General features: G+C 62.4%; 12 protein-coding genes and 1 pseudogene. 5 read left to right on the top strand and 8 right to left on the bottom strand.

The genetic code is table 11. The features are described 5' to 3' along the window. Window positions 1-3: 3 nt before the first annotated feature. A complete protein-coding gene (gene gmk, locus ACTJKL_RS21415) occupies window positions 4-663 on the top strand; it encodes a guanylate kinase (protein WP_018094665.1) in 660 nt (219 codons plus the stop codon). A gap of 114 nt (window positions 664-777) precedes the next feature. On the opposite strand, the gene rsmA is transcribed toward gmk, so the two are convergent. Genes rsmA through ACTJKL_RS21400 form a run of 3 tightly spaced genes read right to left on the bottom strand, consistent with a single transcriptional unit; the run spans window position 778 to window position 3,590 of the window. After that, entirely contained in the window at window positions 778-1,602 is an 825-nt protein-coding gene (rsmA, locus tag ACTJKL_RS21410) for a 16S rRNA (adenine(1518)-N(6)/adenine(1519)-N(6))-dimethyltransferase RsmA (RefSeq protein WP_338278845.1), read from the bottom strand. After that, entirely contained in the window at window positions 1,602-2,630 is a 1,029-nt protein-coding gene (gene pdxA / locus ACTJKL_RS21405) for a 4-hydroxythreonine-4-phosphate dehydrogenase PdxA (RefSeq protein ID WP_440853735.1), read from the bottom strand. Before pdxA ends, rsmA begins: the two co-directional genes overlap by 1 nt. Before the next feature lie 9 nt (window positions 2,631-2,639). Further along, on the bottom strand, window positions 2,640-3,590 hold the full coding sequence (locus ACTJKL_RS21400; protein ID WP_198516721.1) for a SurA N-terminal domain-containing protein: 951 nt from the start codon (window positions 3,588-3,590) through the stop codon (window positions 2,640-2,642). A gap of 417 nt (window positions 3,591-4,007) precedes the next feature. Between ACTJKL_RS21400 and ACTJKL_RS21395 the strand changes: the two are divergent. Continuing rightward, a pseudogene (locus ACTJKL_RS21395) lies at window positions 4,008-4,974 on the top strand (IS481 family transposase). Here ACTJKL_RS21395 and ACTJKL_RS21390 read toward each other — a convergent pair. The 4 genes from ACTJKL_RS21390 to ACTJKL_RS21375 are packed head-to-tail and all read right to left on the bottom strand — an operon-like array spanning window position 4,971 to window position 9,799. Next, on the bottom strand, window positions 4,971-7,316 hold the full coding sequence (locus ACTJKL_RS21390; RefSeq protein ID WP_100672113.1) for an LPS-assembly protein LptD: 2,346 nt from the start codon (window positions 7,314-7,316) through the stop codon (window positions 4,971-4,973). The pseudogene ACTJKL_RS21395 and the gene ACTJKL_RS21390 overlap by 4 nt on opposite strands. After that, the gene (lptG, locus tag ACTJKL_RS21385; RefSeq protein ID WP_018094670.1) at window positions 7,316-8,398 is read right to left on the bottom strand and encodes an LPS export ABC transporter permease LptG; all 1,083 of its coding nucleotides are present in this window, start codon (window positions 8,396-8,398) and stop codon (window positions 7,316-7,318) included. The genes ACTJKL_RS21390 and lptG overlap by 1 nt, the downstream gene beginning before the upstream one ends. After that, window positions 8,395-9,567: an LPS export ABC transporter permease LptF gene (lptF, locus tag ACTJKL_RS21380; protein ID WP_100672115.1), complete on the bottom strand. Its 1,173-nt coding sequence runs from the start codon at window positions 9,565-9,567 to the stop codon at window positions 8,395-8,397. The genes lptG and lptF overlap by 4 nt, the downstream gene beginning before the upstream one ends. Window positions 9,568-9,592: 25 nt before the next feature. Beyond that, window positions 9,593-9,799: a hypothetical protein gene (locus ACTJKL_RS21375; RefSeq protein WP_411923208.1), complete on the bottom strand. Its 207-nt coding sequence runs from the start codon at window positions 9,797-9,799 to the stop codon at window positions 9,593-9,595. 81 nt (window positions 9,800-9,880) lie between these two features. Between ACTJKL_RS21375 and ACTJKL_RS21370 the strand changes: the two genes are divergently transcribed. Next, window positions 9,881-11,374: a leucyl aminopeptidase gene (locus tag ACTJKL_RS21370; protein WP_338278852.1), complete on the top strand. Its 1,494-nt coding sequence runs from the start codon at window positions 9,881-9,883 to the stop codon at window positions 11,372-11,374. Window positions 11,375-11,393: 19 nt separating this feature from the next. Beyond that, window positions 11,394-11,843 (top strand): DNA polymerase III subunit chi, encoded by a 450-nt coding sequence (locus ACTJKL_RS21365; RefSeq protein ID WP_100672117.1) that lies wholly within the window; start codon window positions 11,394-11,396, stop codon window positions 11,841-11,843. A 176-nt stretch (window positions 11,844-12,019) separates the two neighbouring features. Here the strand turns inward: ACTJKL_RS21365 and ACTJKL_RS21360 are convergent, their stop codons facing one another. Then, window positions 12,020-12,946, bottom strand: coding sequence for a Gfo/Idh/MocA family protein (locus tag ACTJKL_RS21360; protein ID WP_440853734.1), 927 nt, complete (start codon window positions 12,944-12,946; stop codon window positions 12,020-12,022). Between the two features lie 181 nt (window positions 12,947-13,127). Here ACTJKL_RS21360 and ACTJKL_RS21355 point away from each other — a divergent pair, with 181 nt between their 5' ends. Further along, window positions 13,128-13,967, top strand: coding sequence for a GNAT family N-acetyltransferase (locus ACTJKL_RS21355; RefSeq protein WP_018094676.1), 840 nt, complete (start codon window positions 13,128-13,130; stop codon window positions 13,965-13,967). Window positions 13,968-14,009 lie beyond the last annotated feature (42 nt).

Genomic DNA, 14,009 nt, shown 5'->3' with positions numbered 1-14,009 from the left:
GATATGAAACCGGCGACCGTTTCGCCCATCAAGATCGCTCGTCGCGGGCTGATGCTCGTGATTTCCTCGCCCTCAGGTGCGGGGAAGTCTACGATCGCCCGCAACCTGCTCGAAGCCGATCCGGACTTGAGCATTTCAGTGAGCGTGACGACGCGTTCGCGGCGGCCGAGCGAGATCGAGGGGCGGCACTATTTTTTCAAGTCGATCCGAGAGTTCGAGGCACTGAGGGCAACGGACTCGCTGCTCGAATGGGCCGAAGTGCACGGCAATTACTACGGCACGCCGCGTGACGCCGTCGAGAAGGCGATGGGCGAAGGGCGGGACATGCTTTTCGACATCGACTGGCAGGGCGCCCAGCAGCTGCAGGAAAAAATGGCGGGCGACGTGGTATCGATCTTCATTCTGCCGCCGTCCATGGCGGAGCTGCAGTCGCGGCTCCATCGGCGCGCCGAGGATAGTGAAGAGGTCATCGCGACGCGGCTCGCTAATTCGCGCGCCGAAATCGAGCACTGGCGCGAATACGACTATATCGTGGTCAACGACGATCTCGACCGGGCCTTCTCCGCCGTCAGGGCGATCGTCGAAGCCGAGCGCCTTCGCCGCGACCGGCGCCCCGGCCTCTTCGAATTCGTCAACGGACTGCTGACGGAAAATCCACTCTGAACGCGCCGCTTATCCCTTCGCCCGCCTTGCGGGAAGAGGGGGCCGGCAGGCGTATGAGGGGGAAGACAACCGGCGGCTGCGGGCTCGTTCCTGCGCTGTCGCAAGCGTCCGACTCTACAGACAATTGGCCAGTCGGCAAAATTCTTCCACAGTCAGGGTTTCCGCGCGGCGTTGCGGATCGATGCCCGCCTTTGCAAGCAGCGCCTCGCCACCGAGGGGTTTCAGGCTCTGGCGGAGCATCTTGCGCCGTTGGCCGAAGGCTGCCTGGGTGACCTTCTCCAGGACCGCGGGCGAGCAGGGGATCGGAGCTTCGACAGGCTCGAGATGGACGACCGTCGACGTCACTTTGGGCGGCGGTGTGAAGGCCTGCGGCGGCACGTCGAATGCCAGACGCGGCTTTGTACGCCAGCCGCAGAGGACGCCGAGCCTGCCGTAGTGATCGTCATCGGCGCCGGCGACGATCCTGAGGCCGACCTCGCGCTGGAACATCAGCGTCAGGGATTGCCAGAAGGGCGGCCAGTGCCCTGGCAGCAGCCAATTGACGAGAAGCTGTGTGCCGACGTTGTAGGGTAGATTGGCGATGATGCGCACCGGGCCGTCGGCAAGCGATTCGAAGTCCACCTTCAATGCGTCGCCCTCGATGATGTCGAGCCGCCCCGGATAATGGGCGCCGATCTCGGCGAGTGCCGGCAGGCAGCGCGAATCGCGCTCGATCGCAACGACCTTCTTGGCCCCCAGAGCGAGGATCGCCCGTGTAAGGCCGCCGGGACCCGGACCGACTTCGATCACCGTCACGTCCTCCAGCGGACCGGCGGTGCGCGCGATCTTCTGGGTAAGGTTGAGATCGAGGAGGAAATTCTGGCCGAGCGCCTTCTTCGCGTCGAGACCGTGGCGCTGGATGACGTCGCGTAGCGGCGGCAGACCGTCGAGAGCCGCCATCAGCGCTTCGTCCTGCCGGCGTTGCGGGCAAGTTCTTCTGCAAGCCGCAGTGCCGCAAGAAGGCTTTCCTCGCGCGCGATCCCTTTCCCGGCCAGACTGAAAGCGGTTCCGTGATCCGGAGAGGTTCTGATGAAGGGCAGGCCCAGCGTGACATTGACGCTGTCGTCGAAACCGAGCGCCTTGGCCGGGATCAATGCCTGATCGTGATACATGCAGATGGCGACGTCGTAGCTTTCTCTCGCGCGATCGTGAAACATGGTGTCCGCCGGCAAGGGGCCGACGACGTCCAGCCCCTCGGCGCGCAGCCGATCGATAACGGGGCGGATGACGGCATCGTCCTCGCGGCCGAGCGCGCCGCCTTCGCCCGCATGCGGATTGAGACCGGCAATCGCCAGGCGCGGCGCCGGCAGGCCGAAACGGCTCCTGAGGTCGGCCGCGGTGATCGTGCAGGTCTCGTAAATCAACTCCGGCGTCAGCGCCGCTGGAACGTCCTTGAGCGGGATATGGATCGTGACCGGGACCGCGCGCAGTTTCGGTCCGGCGAGCATCATCACCGGCAGGGCGGCAACGCCCGTTGCGCGCGCGGCGAGATCCGCGAGATATTCGGTGTGGCCCGGGAAGCGGAACCCCGCCTCGTAGAGCACTGCCTTGGCAATCGGATTGGTGGCGATGGCGGACGCTTCTCCCGCCAGCACGAGCCGGACGGCGGTGTCGATCGCATCGGTTACGGCGGAAGCGTTCGCCGCATCGGGATTACCGGGAACCACGGGGGCAGGGGAGCGGACCGGCCAAACGGGCAGCGCCTGCCGGAAAGCGGCGACGGCCCCGAGGCAATCGGTCTCGCATATCGGCACGGTCAGACCCAGGAGCTTGGCACGGGCGGCGAGTACCGCCGGATCGCCCACATAGAGAAACGGCGGTGTCGCCCGATCGGCCCGCTTCGCCCATACGGAGAGGCTGATCTCCGGGCCGATGCCGGCCGGATCGCCCATGGTCAGGGCGACCGGCCCGATGCTCGTCTCGCTCATACCGGCTCGTTACTTGTTGACGATCTGCGCCTTCGAGCGCAGTTCTTCAAGATATTTGGCGCTGTTCGGGTCTTCCCCCTCGGCCTTCTTCTTGCCGAGATCCTCGGCGCGGAAGACGATCTCGGCGGCGGCGTCGTCGTTGACCTGCCGCTTCTTGCAGATTGCCAGATATTCGACGCCTTTCTCGGTAACGCGCGTACCCGTCGTCATGCCGTCGCCGGCCTTTTCGACGAGCGGCTTCCAATCCTCGGGCAGCTGCTGTGCCAGAATCCGGCCGAGGCTGCGGATCGAAACGTCGCGGTAGTTCGCCGCGAAGGCCTTTGAGGTGTCGCAACCTGGAAACTGCGAGCGCGAGGCATTGGCTTCAGCCTGCCGCTTTGCCGTGATGGCGCCGCGCTTCGATTCGGGAATGACGAAGATGACCTGCTGCAGGAAATATTCCGTCGTGACCGGCTTGTTGCCGCCGCCCTGCATCATGCGCTTGACGAGGTCGCCGCCGGAAAGGCGGCTGGCGCTGCCGTAGCGGAAGTTGACGACACGCGGCCAGCTCATCTGGACTGCGATATACTGCTTGAAATGATCGATGCCGACGCCGGCCTGGTCAAGGATCTTGCCGAGCTGCTCCGGCGAAAGCTTGTTGCCGGCGGCGAAACGCGCGAAGGCGGCATCGACCTCCTCCGTGCTGACGGACTGCTGAACGCGCGCGATCTCGGCGCGCTTCAGTACCTCGTCGACGAGCTGCTGCTTGGCTTCGGCCGCGCCGCCGCTTTGCCTCTGAAGCCGAAGGAAAGCGACCCGCTTGGCTACGTCGCCTGAGGTGATCACGGTGCCGTTGACGACCGCCTCCACGGTACTCGCCGCCATTGCCGTGGTAGCCGTACCCGCTGCGACACTCAGCGCACCCGCCAGTGCAACCGCCGAAAGCAACCTCACGATCGCGTTTTTCCCGCCCATCATCATTCCCCTGTTCGTTCTGCCTCCCGTTGCCGGCGGCTTCAGTTGCCACACTGCCTTGCTACGGCGAGCTCTACGCGCCCCGCAAGTCGCGCGGCGTCATAGGTGTCAATGCGAGGGAAATGCATAATACATGCGGCCAAACAATGACAAGACCGCATGATCGATTCACGCCGGAGCCGACGCCGGAAGGACGCTTCAACTTATGAAACCGTCCTTTCCGAAGGTCGATTCCGATCGGGCCGATGCGGCGAGGGCGGAACATGGCCACTTCAGAGCACTTCCCAGGAAAAACGTGGAACGGTTTCCGTCCGGAAGTGCGCCGTTTCAAACGCTCTAGATGTGAGCTTTCAAGAGGTTGTCCATTCGGTCCGGCCCGTGAAAGCTGAGGTTGTGAAGCTTCAGTGATTCTCGGAGGACCGAATGAACATTCATAAGAATGCCCGTTTGACGCCGCTGCGTCGAGTGGAGATGGCGCGCGACGTCGTTGAGGGGCGTTTTTCCAAAGCCCAGGCTGCACGGGTTTACGGTGTCACTTCAAAAGTGGTTGGACGCTGGGTGAAACGGTTCCTGGCTGACGGTTGCGACGGCATGATGGACCGCTCGTCCAGACCGAAGACGAGCCCACGGCAAACCGCACTCAAGATCGCCGACAAGATTGTCGCATTGCGCCGACAACGGCTGACCGGCAAGCATATTGCCCAGCAAACGGGTGTATCTGCGGCGACGGTGAGCCGAGTGCTCAAGCGTGCCGGTCTCTCCCGGCTCAAGGACATCGAACCGGCCGAACCCGTTCGCCGTTACGAGCGGGTTTCCCGGCGAAATGATTCATCTCGACATCAAGAAGCTCGGGCGGTTCCACGAGGTTGGCCACCGCATCACCGGCGATCGCACCCGACAGAGCTCGCGCAGAGGCAAGGCTTGGGGTGCCGGTTGGGAGTTCGTTCACGTCGCCATCGATGATGCCTCGCGGGTCGCTTTCTCACAGATCTTGCCGGACGAGACGAAAGAAAGCGCTGTGACGTTCCTCAAGGCAGCCTTGGCCTACTATGCCAGCCTCGGAATCGTAGTCGAGCGCGTCATGACCGACAATGGGCCTTGCTACACATCAAAGGTATTCGTCCAGGCTTGCCGCGAACACGGCCTCAAGCACGTTCGCACGAGACCATACACACCCAAGACCAACGGAAAGGCCGAACGCTTTATCCAGACCGCCCTCAGAGAGTGGGCCTATGCCGTCGCCTATCCAAACTCGGACCGGCGCGCCGCCGAGTTGCCCCATTGGCTTCATCGCTACAATTGGCACAGGCCGCACGGCAGTCTAAACGCAACCACACCCATCAGCAGACTCGGTCTAGCCGAGGACAACCTGTTGAGGCTCCACATCTAGAAGTAGTCCAGTTCGTCGAACTTGGTGTCGCCGACATAGACGTCACCGAGCGTGCGGAAGCTGATGCGGGCGCCGATCGACCAATCGTTCGCAAGCGAACTGTCGGTGTCCCGCTCCTGCTTGTAGACGATCGAGAACAGCGTGTCCTGGTCGTCATAGGTGATGCCGAGGCCGTTGCGGGAGACGACGCCCGCGTCGATGTCGTAGGTCACCGCGCCGAAAACCGACCAATATTCGTGGAACCGGTAGGCGGCAGCGGTCTGGATTTCGTCCTGATCGAACGGTGAGCCATAGGTCGGCTGGGCTTCGATCCGCGTATAGGTGAGAGCGGCCTGCCAGTTCAGTCCGAGATAGCCGACCGTTGCATCGGCCCGGCGCAGCGAGAAGTCGCTTTCGTCCAGCCGTCCGGAGAGGCTCGCCATCAGACCCGACGGGGCATCGATACCCAACATGGCGACATAGTCGGAACTGTCGGTTTCGAGGCCCGAATCCGCCCCGACCTTGACGAGATCGTCCGTCGCGAAGGAATTGAGGCCGCCAAGGTGAAACGACTGGCCGGCTATGGCGCGCAGGCCGAAGCCGCTGTCGAAGCTTCCAGTATAGCGCAGACCGATATTCGCGCGCGTACCGCCCTCGATGCGATCGTAACCGGAGAATTTGTCGCGATCGAAGAGGTTGGTCGCGTCGAAGACGAAACTCTGCGCGTCTTCGTTCGGCAGTCCGCCCGCATATTGCTCGTCCGGACGCGCATACAGCTGCCCGATTGGCTCGAGAACGTGGGTGCTCGTCTCTCCAGCGAAGAGGATCGGATAGCGTGCCTCGAGACCGGCGGTCAACATTCTACGGGTCTCGGCATCGCTGCTGCTGAAGTTGCCGGTGTAACCGACCGGGTCATCCACATTCATGCCGAGGGCATCGCCGCGTGCCGCGAGCAGCGGTGTCAGCACAAGTCCGCCGGGCGCAATGAAGGTTCGCTTCCATTCGAGTTCGCCGGTGAGCCTGTGCGAGGTACCCTCGAGGCCGCGGAAGCGCTCGACCCCCAGCACGTTTATCCTGTCGAGCCGGTTGCGCTTGATGTTGGTAAGGTTGAAATCGGCGTTGAGTTCGCCGCCCAGGATCGGCTCCGGTGCAGTGTAGGAATAGTCGAGGACCTGCGCGATCGGCTGCTTGTTTTCGTCGAGGCTGTTTGGGTCGGCATCCTGAATGTCGAAATAGAAGGCCCGCAGGTCGAAATAATTGCGTTTTCCAAGGCCCGTGAGATAGGCCTGGTTCACATAGGTCGTGCCGTCGAAGGTCGACAGATCGTAGGTCTTGGCGAAGTTGTTGTCCGACTGGACGAGGACGTTCCAGCCGAAGCTCCAGCGCGGATTGATCTCGAATTTGCCCCGCGAAGCGATCATGCCGCGATTGGTTTCCAGCGCGTCCACGGTTCCCGGTGTGAATTGCTCCCTGTCCAGCTGGCTGATGCCGGCGACGTTCAGCGTATGCAGGCCGTTGTGGAACTGCTGCCGGAACTCACCTTCAAGGAGAAAACCCTGGCGGGTCAGCCCGGTGCCGGTGATCGTCGCGTCCATGTAGGGCGAGATCGCCCAGTAGTAGGGCACTCCTACGCCGGCGCCGAGCTTTTGCGTGTAGCGGAACTGCGGGAACAGGAAGCCACTCTTGCGCTTGACCGTATGGTCCGGGATTTCCATCACCGGAATGTAGGCGATCGGCTTGCCGAAGAGCTCGAAATAGGCGTGCTCGAGCCGAATGGTACGGGTGCGTCCGTTCTGAATGATTCGCTGGGCCTTGATGTGCCACAGAGAGCGATGTTCCGGCTTGGTGTTGCACGGCGTGCAGGCGGTGTAGACAGCCTTGTTGAGGATGAATTCCTCGCCATTGCGTCTTTCGCCGGTTTCCGCCGCCAGGCGCGTCAGATCCGTCGTTTCGATCCTGAGGGCCTGGACGAAGCCGTTGCCGAAGTCGTCGGTGACGTCCATTCTGTCGGCATAAACGATGTTGCCGCCCGGCTCGATGAGCTGGATGTCGCCGGTCGCGAGGATGCGGCCGGATTTCTGATCGTAATCGACCTGCCGGGCCACCATCTTGTAGCCGCCGTATTCGATCTGCACATTGCCGCGTACGGTCACCTTTTCCGTGTCGCGATTGTAGACGAGCTCATTGGCGGTCAGCAGCAGCTTGGCGTCGGCAGGAATATTCGGCTGCAGTTCGTCGATTCGCGTCCCTGCATCCTGCGCCTTGGCTGGCGCATTCATTCCGATGGCAAGCATATGCAGCGCCACGCCTGCAAGCAGGGCAGCGTTGGTAAGCTTCATGCGTTTGCGGTTGCCTGCCGCCACTAGCCATCCTCCTGATGCAGTAGAATCGTCGAGCCCAGCGCCATTGCTACAACAACCGGCAGCCAGGCTGCAACGAACGGAGGCACAATGCCGCTGCTCCCGAATGCTTTGACAAGCACGGTGACGACATAAAGCACGAAGCCCGACAGGATTCCACCGAGAATCACCGATCGAGATTGGTTGAACCGGCTAAATTTTAACGAGACGCAGGCGGCGATCAGCGTCATGGCGACGAGCAGCAGCGGCAGCGACATGAGAGAGTGAAATTGCGTTTCCAGGCCGTTGGTGGAAAAGCCGAAGGACCGTGCCACTTCGATTTTCCGCGGAAGGTCAAAAAACTGAATAGAATCAGCCTTTGCCAGACGTTCCTGGACGAAATCCGGCTTCAGGTTGGTGCGAAGCTGTGCCGTTTCCATACGACGCGGCAGGCGCCCGACCTCCGTCTCGACGACGCCGTTAAGAAGCCAGTAACCATCTTCAAGTTTCGCCGACTTCGCATCCTGCCGGAGCGTGATTGCGCCCTGTGGATCGAAGTGGATAACGGTCACGTTGATCAGCTCGGTGCCGCCGTTCTGGACGGAGCGTGCACCGATGATCGTGTCGGTGCCGTCGTAGATCTGCCGGAGCCAGGGAATCGAGTTCGCGGCGGCCGAACGGGTGGAGCCCCACTCCGCCTCCAGCGCTTCCGCCTTCTTGGTTCCCCAGGCTGCAAGCGGGTTGATCACGACCACTGCAAGCACGCCGAAGAGCAGCGCGCCGACGACGAACGGACGCAGGAATTGCCAGACCGAAATGCCCGCCGCCCGAGTTACGACGAGTTCATAGCGCCGGTTAAGGGAGATCAATGCAGCCATCGCCGCGAAAAGCGCGACGAAGGGCACCGTTTGCTGCAGAATCGTCGGAATGCGGAACGCGGTCATCAGCAGCGCGCCCGACACCGTGTAATGTGGCAGGTTCGACATGCGGCTGGTCAGTTCGCTGAAGTCGATGATGAAGATCAGCGCGAAAATGCCGACGAGGAACCAAAACGTGGTGCGTGCATAACGTTTGAAGAAATAGCGTCCGAGCGTGTTGAAAATCATGAGGGCTGCTCCCCGTCGGCACCCGCCGGCCGCACGAGCCGTAGCCTGACCATGAGGTCCGTGAGCTTTTCCTGCCAGGTCATGGGGATGTCGAGGCGCCGGTTGCTGGCAAGCTGCTGTATGGCAAGCGCTCCGGTCACCAGCGGGATCAGATACATGAGCGGCACGAACCATACCGAATCTTCGGCGCTGTTGGCCGCGTAGAACGTCATCCACCGGATGACCAGAGCCGCTCCAAGGGCGCTGACCATCGGGTGCACGCGTGCTTCGCGATGCGACCGGGCATCGCTGCTGACGACGAGTGCAATGAGGCCGAAGAGCAGCGGAAAGGTCCATTCGGTGAAGCGCCGGTGCAGCTCCGCCGCAAAGGCGCGCGGAGCTCTCTTGTAGGCTTCGTCGTCGGGATCGGGGTCAAGCAGATAGAAGAGATCGCGATCCTTGGCGCGGATATTGGCCTCTCCCGCCATCCTGGTCAGGTCGGTCAGATCGAAGGCGTAGGAGTCGAACTTGATGATGGAAACGTCGCCGTCCGGCAGTTTGCGGTGGACCTCTCCGTCCTTCATCACCAGCGCGGAGCGTTCCTCGTCGACGGCTCCTTCGCGCGCATAGTAGACGAGTTCGAAATTCGGATCGCGCGCGTCGGCAACGAAGATGCCCTGCAGCACGCCGCCGCTGCGGCGGGCGCCGACCTGAACGTAAAGCCCGTCGGTAATCTTGCGGAATGCGTTCTCCTGGACGACGGAGGCAAGCAGATCCGCATGGGCCGTCGCGATCATCTTGCGTACCGCAACACGCGAATAAGGCTCGACGAAATTGTCGATGGCGAAGGAGAGGACGCTCAGTCCTGCCGCGAGAAACATCACCGGCCGGATGATGGACATGCGCGAACTGCCGGCGGCACTGAGCACCGTAAGCTCTGAATCGGTGTTCATCGCGCTCAGCGTCTGCGTCACGCCGATCACCAGGGCAAAGGGCAGGATGATCGGCACGACCGAGGGCAGAATCAGCGTCGCGAGCTTCAGGAAGGCGATGATCGACTGACCGCTGTCGGTAACGAGGTTGACATTGGTGAGCGCCTGCGTGGTCCACACGATGCCCATCAACGGCAGGAGCGTCGCCAGGAACATGATCGTGGCGCGCCGGAATATGTAGCGTTCGATGAGCTTCATAGCCGTATCCGGTCCAAGGTCCTGCTCAAATTCGTATGCCGTTCGGTTGCGGACGAGCGCGCAATTTCTTGCCGGCCGAGGTGGCCGTCTTCGTCCCCGTGCCGCGAATCGGAATCTGCGACAACAGGGAAAATATAAGCCGAAGAATTTCGGTTAACCGCATGTAAACATGTGCGAGCATCTTGCCAAGCGCCTGAAAAGCGAGAAGGGTGCGCCCCACAGCTTCGATCACCGCCGACGTCGCGAATGTCGGTCACTGTAGCCGTCCGGTAACAGGCCGGGCGCCACCGTCAGAAAGTGCCTGGAGTCCTGCATGCCGATGAAATTCGAGTTTTCTTTCAGCAAATCCCACCGCCCGGCCGGCGGCGTCGCGATACTCCTGCAGGTTGCGGGCGCCAAGGAAGCGGCCGGGGCGGCTGTCGCCGATCCGGAGGGCGTCCTGGCGAAGGCGGCGAAGGTCGGGAAGTTCACTGGCAAGGCGCTCTCGACTCTCGACGTCATTGCGCCGCACGGCTCGCCGGCCGATCGGATTGTCCTGCTCGGCCTCGGGGACGCGGGCGGCGTCGGCGATCACGACTGGCTGAAGGCCGGTGGCGCCGCGGCTGCGAAATCGCGGTCTGCCGAAAAGATCACGGTTTTCCTCGATGCGCCGGGGCTCGAAGTGACCGGCAAGGCAGCTGCGGATTTCGCCCTTGGCATGGAAATGAATGCCTACGGCTTCGAGAGCTACAAGACCCGGAAATCGGATGACGAGCCGAAGGCGGCGCAGAAACCGGTCAAGGTCACCATCGTCACCGGCACGGTGATCGCAGCGAAAAAGGCCTTCACGACGGCCCAGGCGGTCGGAGAAGGCGTGTTTCTGGCGCGCGATCTCGTCAACGAGCCCGCCAACGTGCTGGGCCCCGTCGAGTTCGCGGCGCGCGCGAAGGAACTGGAAAAACTCGGCGTGGATGTCGAGATACTGACCGAGCGGGAGATGAAGAAGCTCGGCATGGGCGCACTCCTCGGCGTGGCGCAAGGCTCGTCCCGTCCGCCGCGGCTGGTGGTCATGCAGTGGAAGGGCGGAAAGGCCAAGGAAAGGCCGGTCGCCTTCATCGGCAAGGGGGTCGTCTTCGACACCGGCGGCATTTCGATCAAGCCCGCTTCCGGCATGGAGGAAATGAAGGGCGATATGGGCGGAGCGGCGGCAGTGACCGGCCTCATGCATGTCCTTGCCGCGCGCAAGGCAGCCGTCAATGCCATAGGTATCATCGGGCTCGTGGAGAACATGCCGGACGGAAGTGCCCAGCGGCCGGGCGACATCGTGACGTCCATGTCCGGGCAGACGATCGAGGTGATCAACACCGACGCCGAAGGCAGGCTCGTCCTCGGCGATGCCCTCTGGTACTGCAATGATCGCTTCAAGCCGCAGCTGATGATCGATCTGGCAACGCTGACCGGCGCGATCATGGTAGCGCTCAGCAATCATTACGCGGGGCTGTTTTCGAACGACGACCGGCTGGCAGAGCAGTTGCTCGCCGCCGGTTTGGCGACGCAGGAGCGACTGTGGCGGATGCCGCTCGGCAAGGAATACGACAAGATGATCGACAGCAAGTTCGCCGATATGAAGAACACCGGCGGCCGGCACGGCGGCTCTGTCACCGCGGCGCAGTTCCTGAAACGCTTCGTCAAGGACACCCCCTGGGCGCATCTCGACATCGCCGGCACCGCCATGGGCTCGCCGACCGACGAGATCAATCAGTCATGGGGCTCGGGCTTCGGCGTTCGTCTCCTCGACCAGCTGGTGCGCGCGAACTACGAATCGTGACCGTTGGCCCGAGATCGGAATGACCGAGATCCTTTTTTACCACCTGACGGAATCGAAGCTCGAAGACGCCCTGCCGCCGCTGCTCGACAAGAGCATCGAGCGCGGCTGGCGGGTGGTCGTGCAGACGATCGACGCCGAAAGGCGCGATGCGCTGGATACGCATCTATGGGTCTATCGGGACGACAGCTTCCTGCCGCATGGGACGGACGCCGGCGATTTCGCGGCGGAGCAACCGATTCTCGTCGTTGCCGATGAAGGCAACCGGAACGCCGCGACTGTGCGCTTCGTCGTCGACGGCGCCGAGCCGCCGCCGGTTTCGGAATATGAGCGGGTTGTTTTCATGTTCGACGGCTACGACCAGCAGCAGCTCGAGGCGGCGCGCGATCAGTGGAAGCGGCTAAAGGGCGAGGGGCACAATCTCACCTACTGGCAGCAGAACCGTGACGGAAGATGGGAAAAGAAGGCGTGATCGACGCGAATCAGGCCGGAACCGGTTGCCCCGCATCCGGCCTGCCTTCCACCTTCTCCCCGCAGGCGGTGCGAAAGAGACTCGCGGCAGCGTCGTACTCGTCCCCTCGGGTTTAACCGGGGAGAGGGGCATCAGCGGCGGCGAGGGCGACAGCACCATGTCCGCACACGCGACACTTAGTCGTGGAATTCCTCGACGAATTTGCGGCGGCCGAGCATGAAGGCGTCGGCCACGTGCCGGAGCGGCGCCAGGTCGACATCCGATCTGCCGGCTTTGATGATCTCGGCGAAACGCCGATAGAGCATGGGGTACTCCTGCTCGGGCTCCTCGTGGACGATCTTGCCGTCGATCGCGAGTTTGGCGCCGCCCTCGGAGAGGACCATCTCGCCCGCATCGGTTTCAGCGACGATGTCCCAGCTCTGCTTGCCTGTCTGGCGCCAATCGAACTCGGCAGCGACATCGAGCTTCTCGGCATCGCTGAAGGCGATCGTGGCGGCGATCGGCGCGTCGCGATTTTCGGGAAATTCGAGTGTCGCGGAGGTGATGAAGACCGGCTGGGGCAGGATGTGGGTCATGATCGAGAGCGCATTGATGCCGGGGTCGAAGACGCCCAGACCGCCGGCTGCCCAGATCCACTCCTGATTCGGATGCCAGTGGCGAACATCTTCCTTCCAGATGATCCGGACGTTACGTATCGCGGTCGACGCCAGAAACGTCTTTGCCGCCTCCACTGCCGGCGCATAGCGCGAGTGCCAGCTCGCGAAAAGCGAAACGCCTTTTTCGTCCGCCAGCGCCTCCAGGTCCGCGACCTCGCTCAAAGTCGCGCCCGGCGGCTTTTCGAGGAAGACATGCTTGCCGGCGGCAAGTGCGGTACGCGCCGCCTCGTAGCGGTATTGCGGCGGCATGCAGAGCGAAACCGCCTCGACCCCCGGCATGGCCTCGAGCATGGCCTCGATCGACTTGAAATTGTCGATGCCGTCCACCGTTCCATGGCGGCTCGCGGCTGCGATCAGGCGGTAGTCCGCGTTCTTCGCAAGCGCCGGCAGATGTTGATCGCGCACGATCTTGCCGACGCCAACGATGGCAATGTTGATTGGGGACATGGTGTTTTCCGCCCTGATTAGTATGATTTATTCCGCACCCTTTTAGCAGATTGGGAAATGCCGACAAGCCGGCATCCAGTTGCAAAAATTAGCCTAGCCGCTTGGGTGGACAAGATGGAACCCAAATCTATCTTGTCCGTCTTCTTGCCTCTCGAGGGGGTCTCCGAAGTCAGGATTTCAGATGCCACATATTCGTCTTGCGACACGGGCCGAGCTCGACACGATCATCGACTGGGCCGCCAGGGAGGGATGGAATCCCGGTACTGACGACGGCAATGCTTTCTGGGCCGCCGATCCAGAAGGCTACTGGGTCGCGGTCGAGGAAGAGCGGCTTGCCGCTGCCATTTCGCTCGTGCGCTATGGCAGCGGTTACGCGTTTCTCGGCTTTTTCATCGCCGACGAGGCGTATCGGGGCAGGGGCATCGGCCTCGATCTCTGGAAGTGGGCGATTGCAAGGGCCGAGGGGCGGACCATCGGCCTCGACGGGGTCGTGGGCCAGCAGGGAAACTATCGGAAATCGGGTTTCGGCTGGGCGCACGCGAACATACGCTACGGCGGCGTGGTGAACGTGACCGAGCCGCCCGGCACCGAGCTTGTCGACGTGGCGCCGGTGCATTCGGCGACGCTGATCGATTATGACATGAGGTTCAATCCAACGCGGCGCGAGGCGTTTCTGCGCGAATGGACCAAGCAGTTGCAGACGCGCAGAAGCGTGGTCCTGCTGCGAGACGGCGCCATCACGGGGTACGGAACGATCCGCAAGTGCCGCGAAGGCTACAAGATCGGTCCGCTGCTCGCCGACAGCGAGACCGGTGCGGATCTCCTGTTTCGCAAGCTCGCAACCGGCACCGGCGGGGAACGGATCTATTTGGACGTTCCCGAGCCGAATGCGTCCGCCCGAGCACTTTGCACGCGCTACAACATGAAGCCGGTTTTCGAGACCGCCCGCATGTATCGCGGACCTGCACCGGATCTGCCGCTTGCACGGATTTACGGGATCACGACCTTCGAGCTCGGTTAGAGCCGCCGATGTCTTTAGGTCGACCCGACCTAAAGACATCGT

The sequence above is a fragment of the Sinorhizobium sp. 22678 genome, from assembly GCF_052044265.1.
Classification (GTDB): Bacteria; Pseudomonadota; Alphaproteobacteria; order Rhizobiales; family Rhizobiaceae; genus Sinorhizobium; species Sinorhizobium meliloti_A.
The sequence above is the reverse complement of the archived record's forward strand: the minus strand, read 5'-3'. Positions and strand labels throughout refer to the sequence as shown.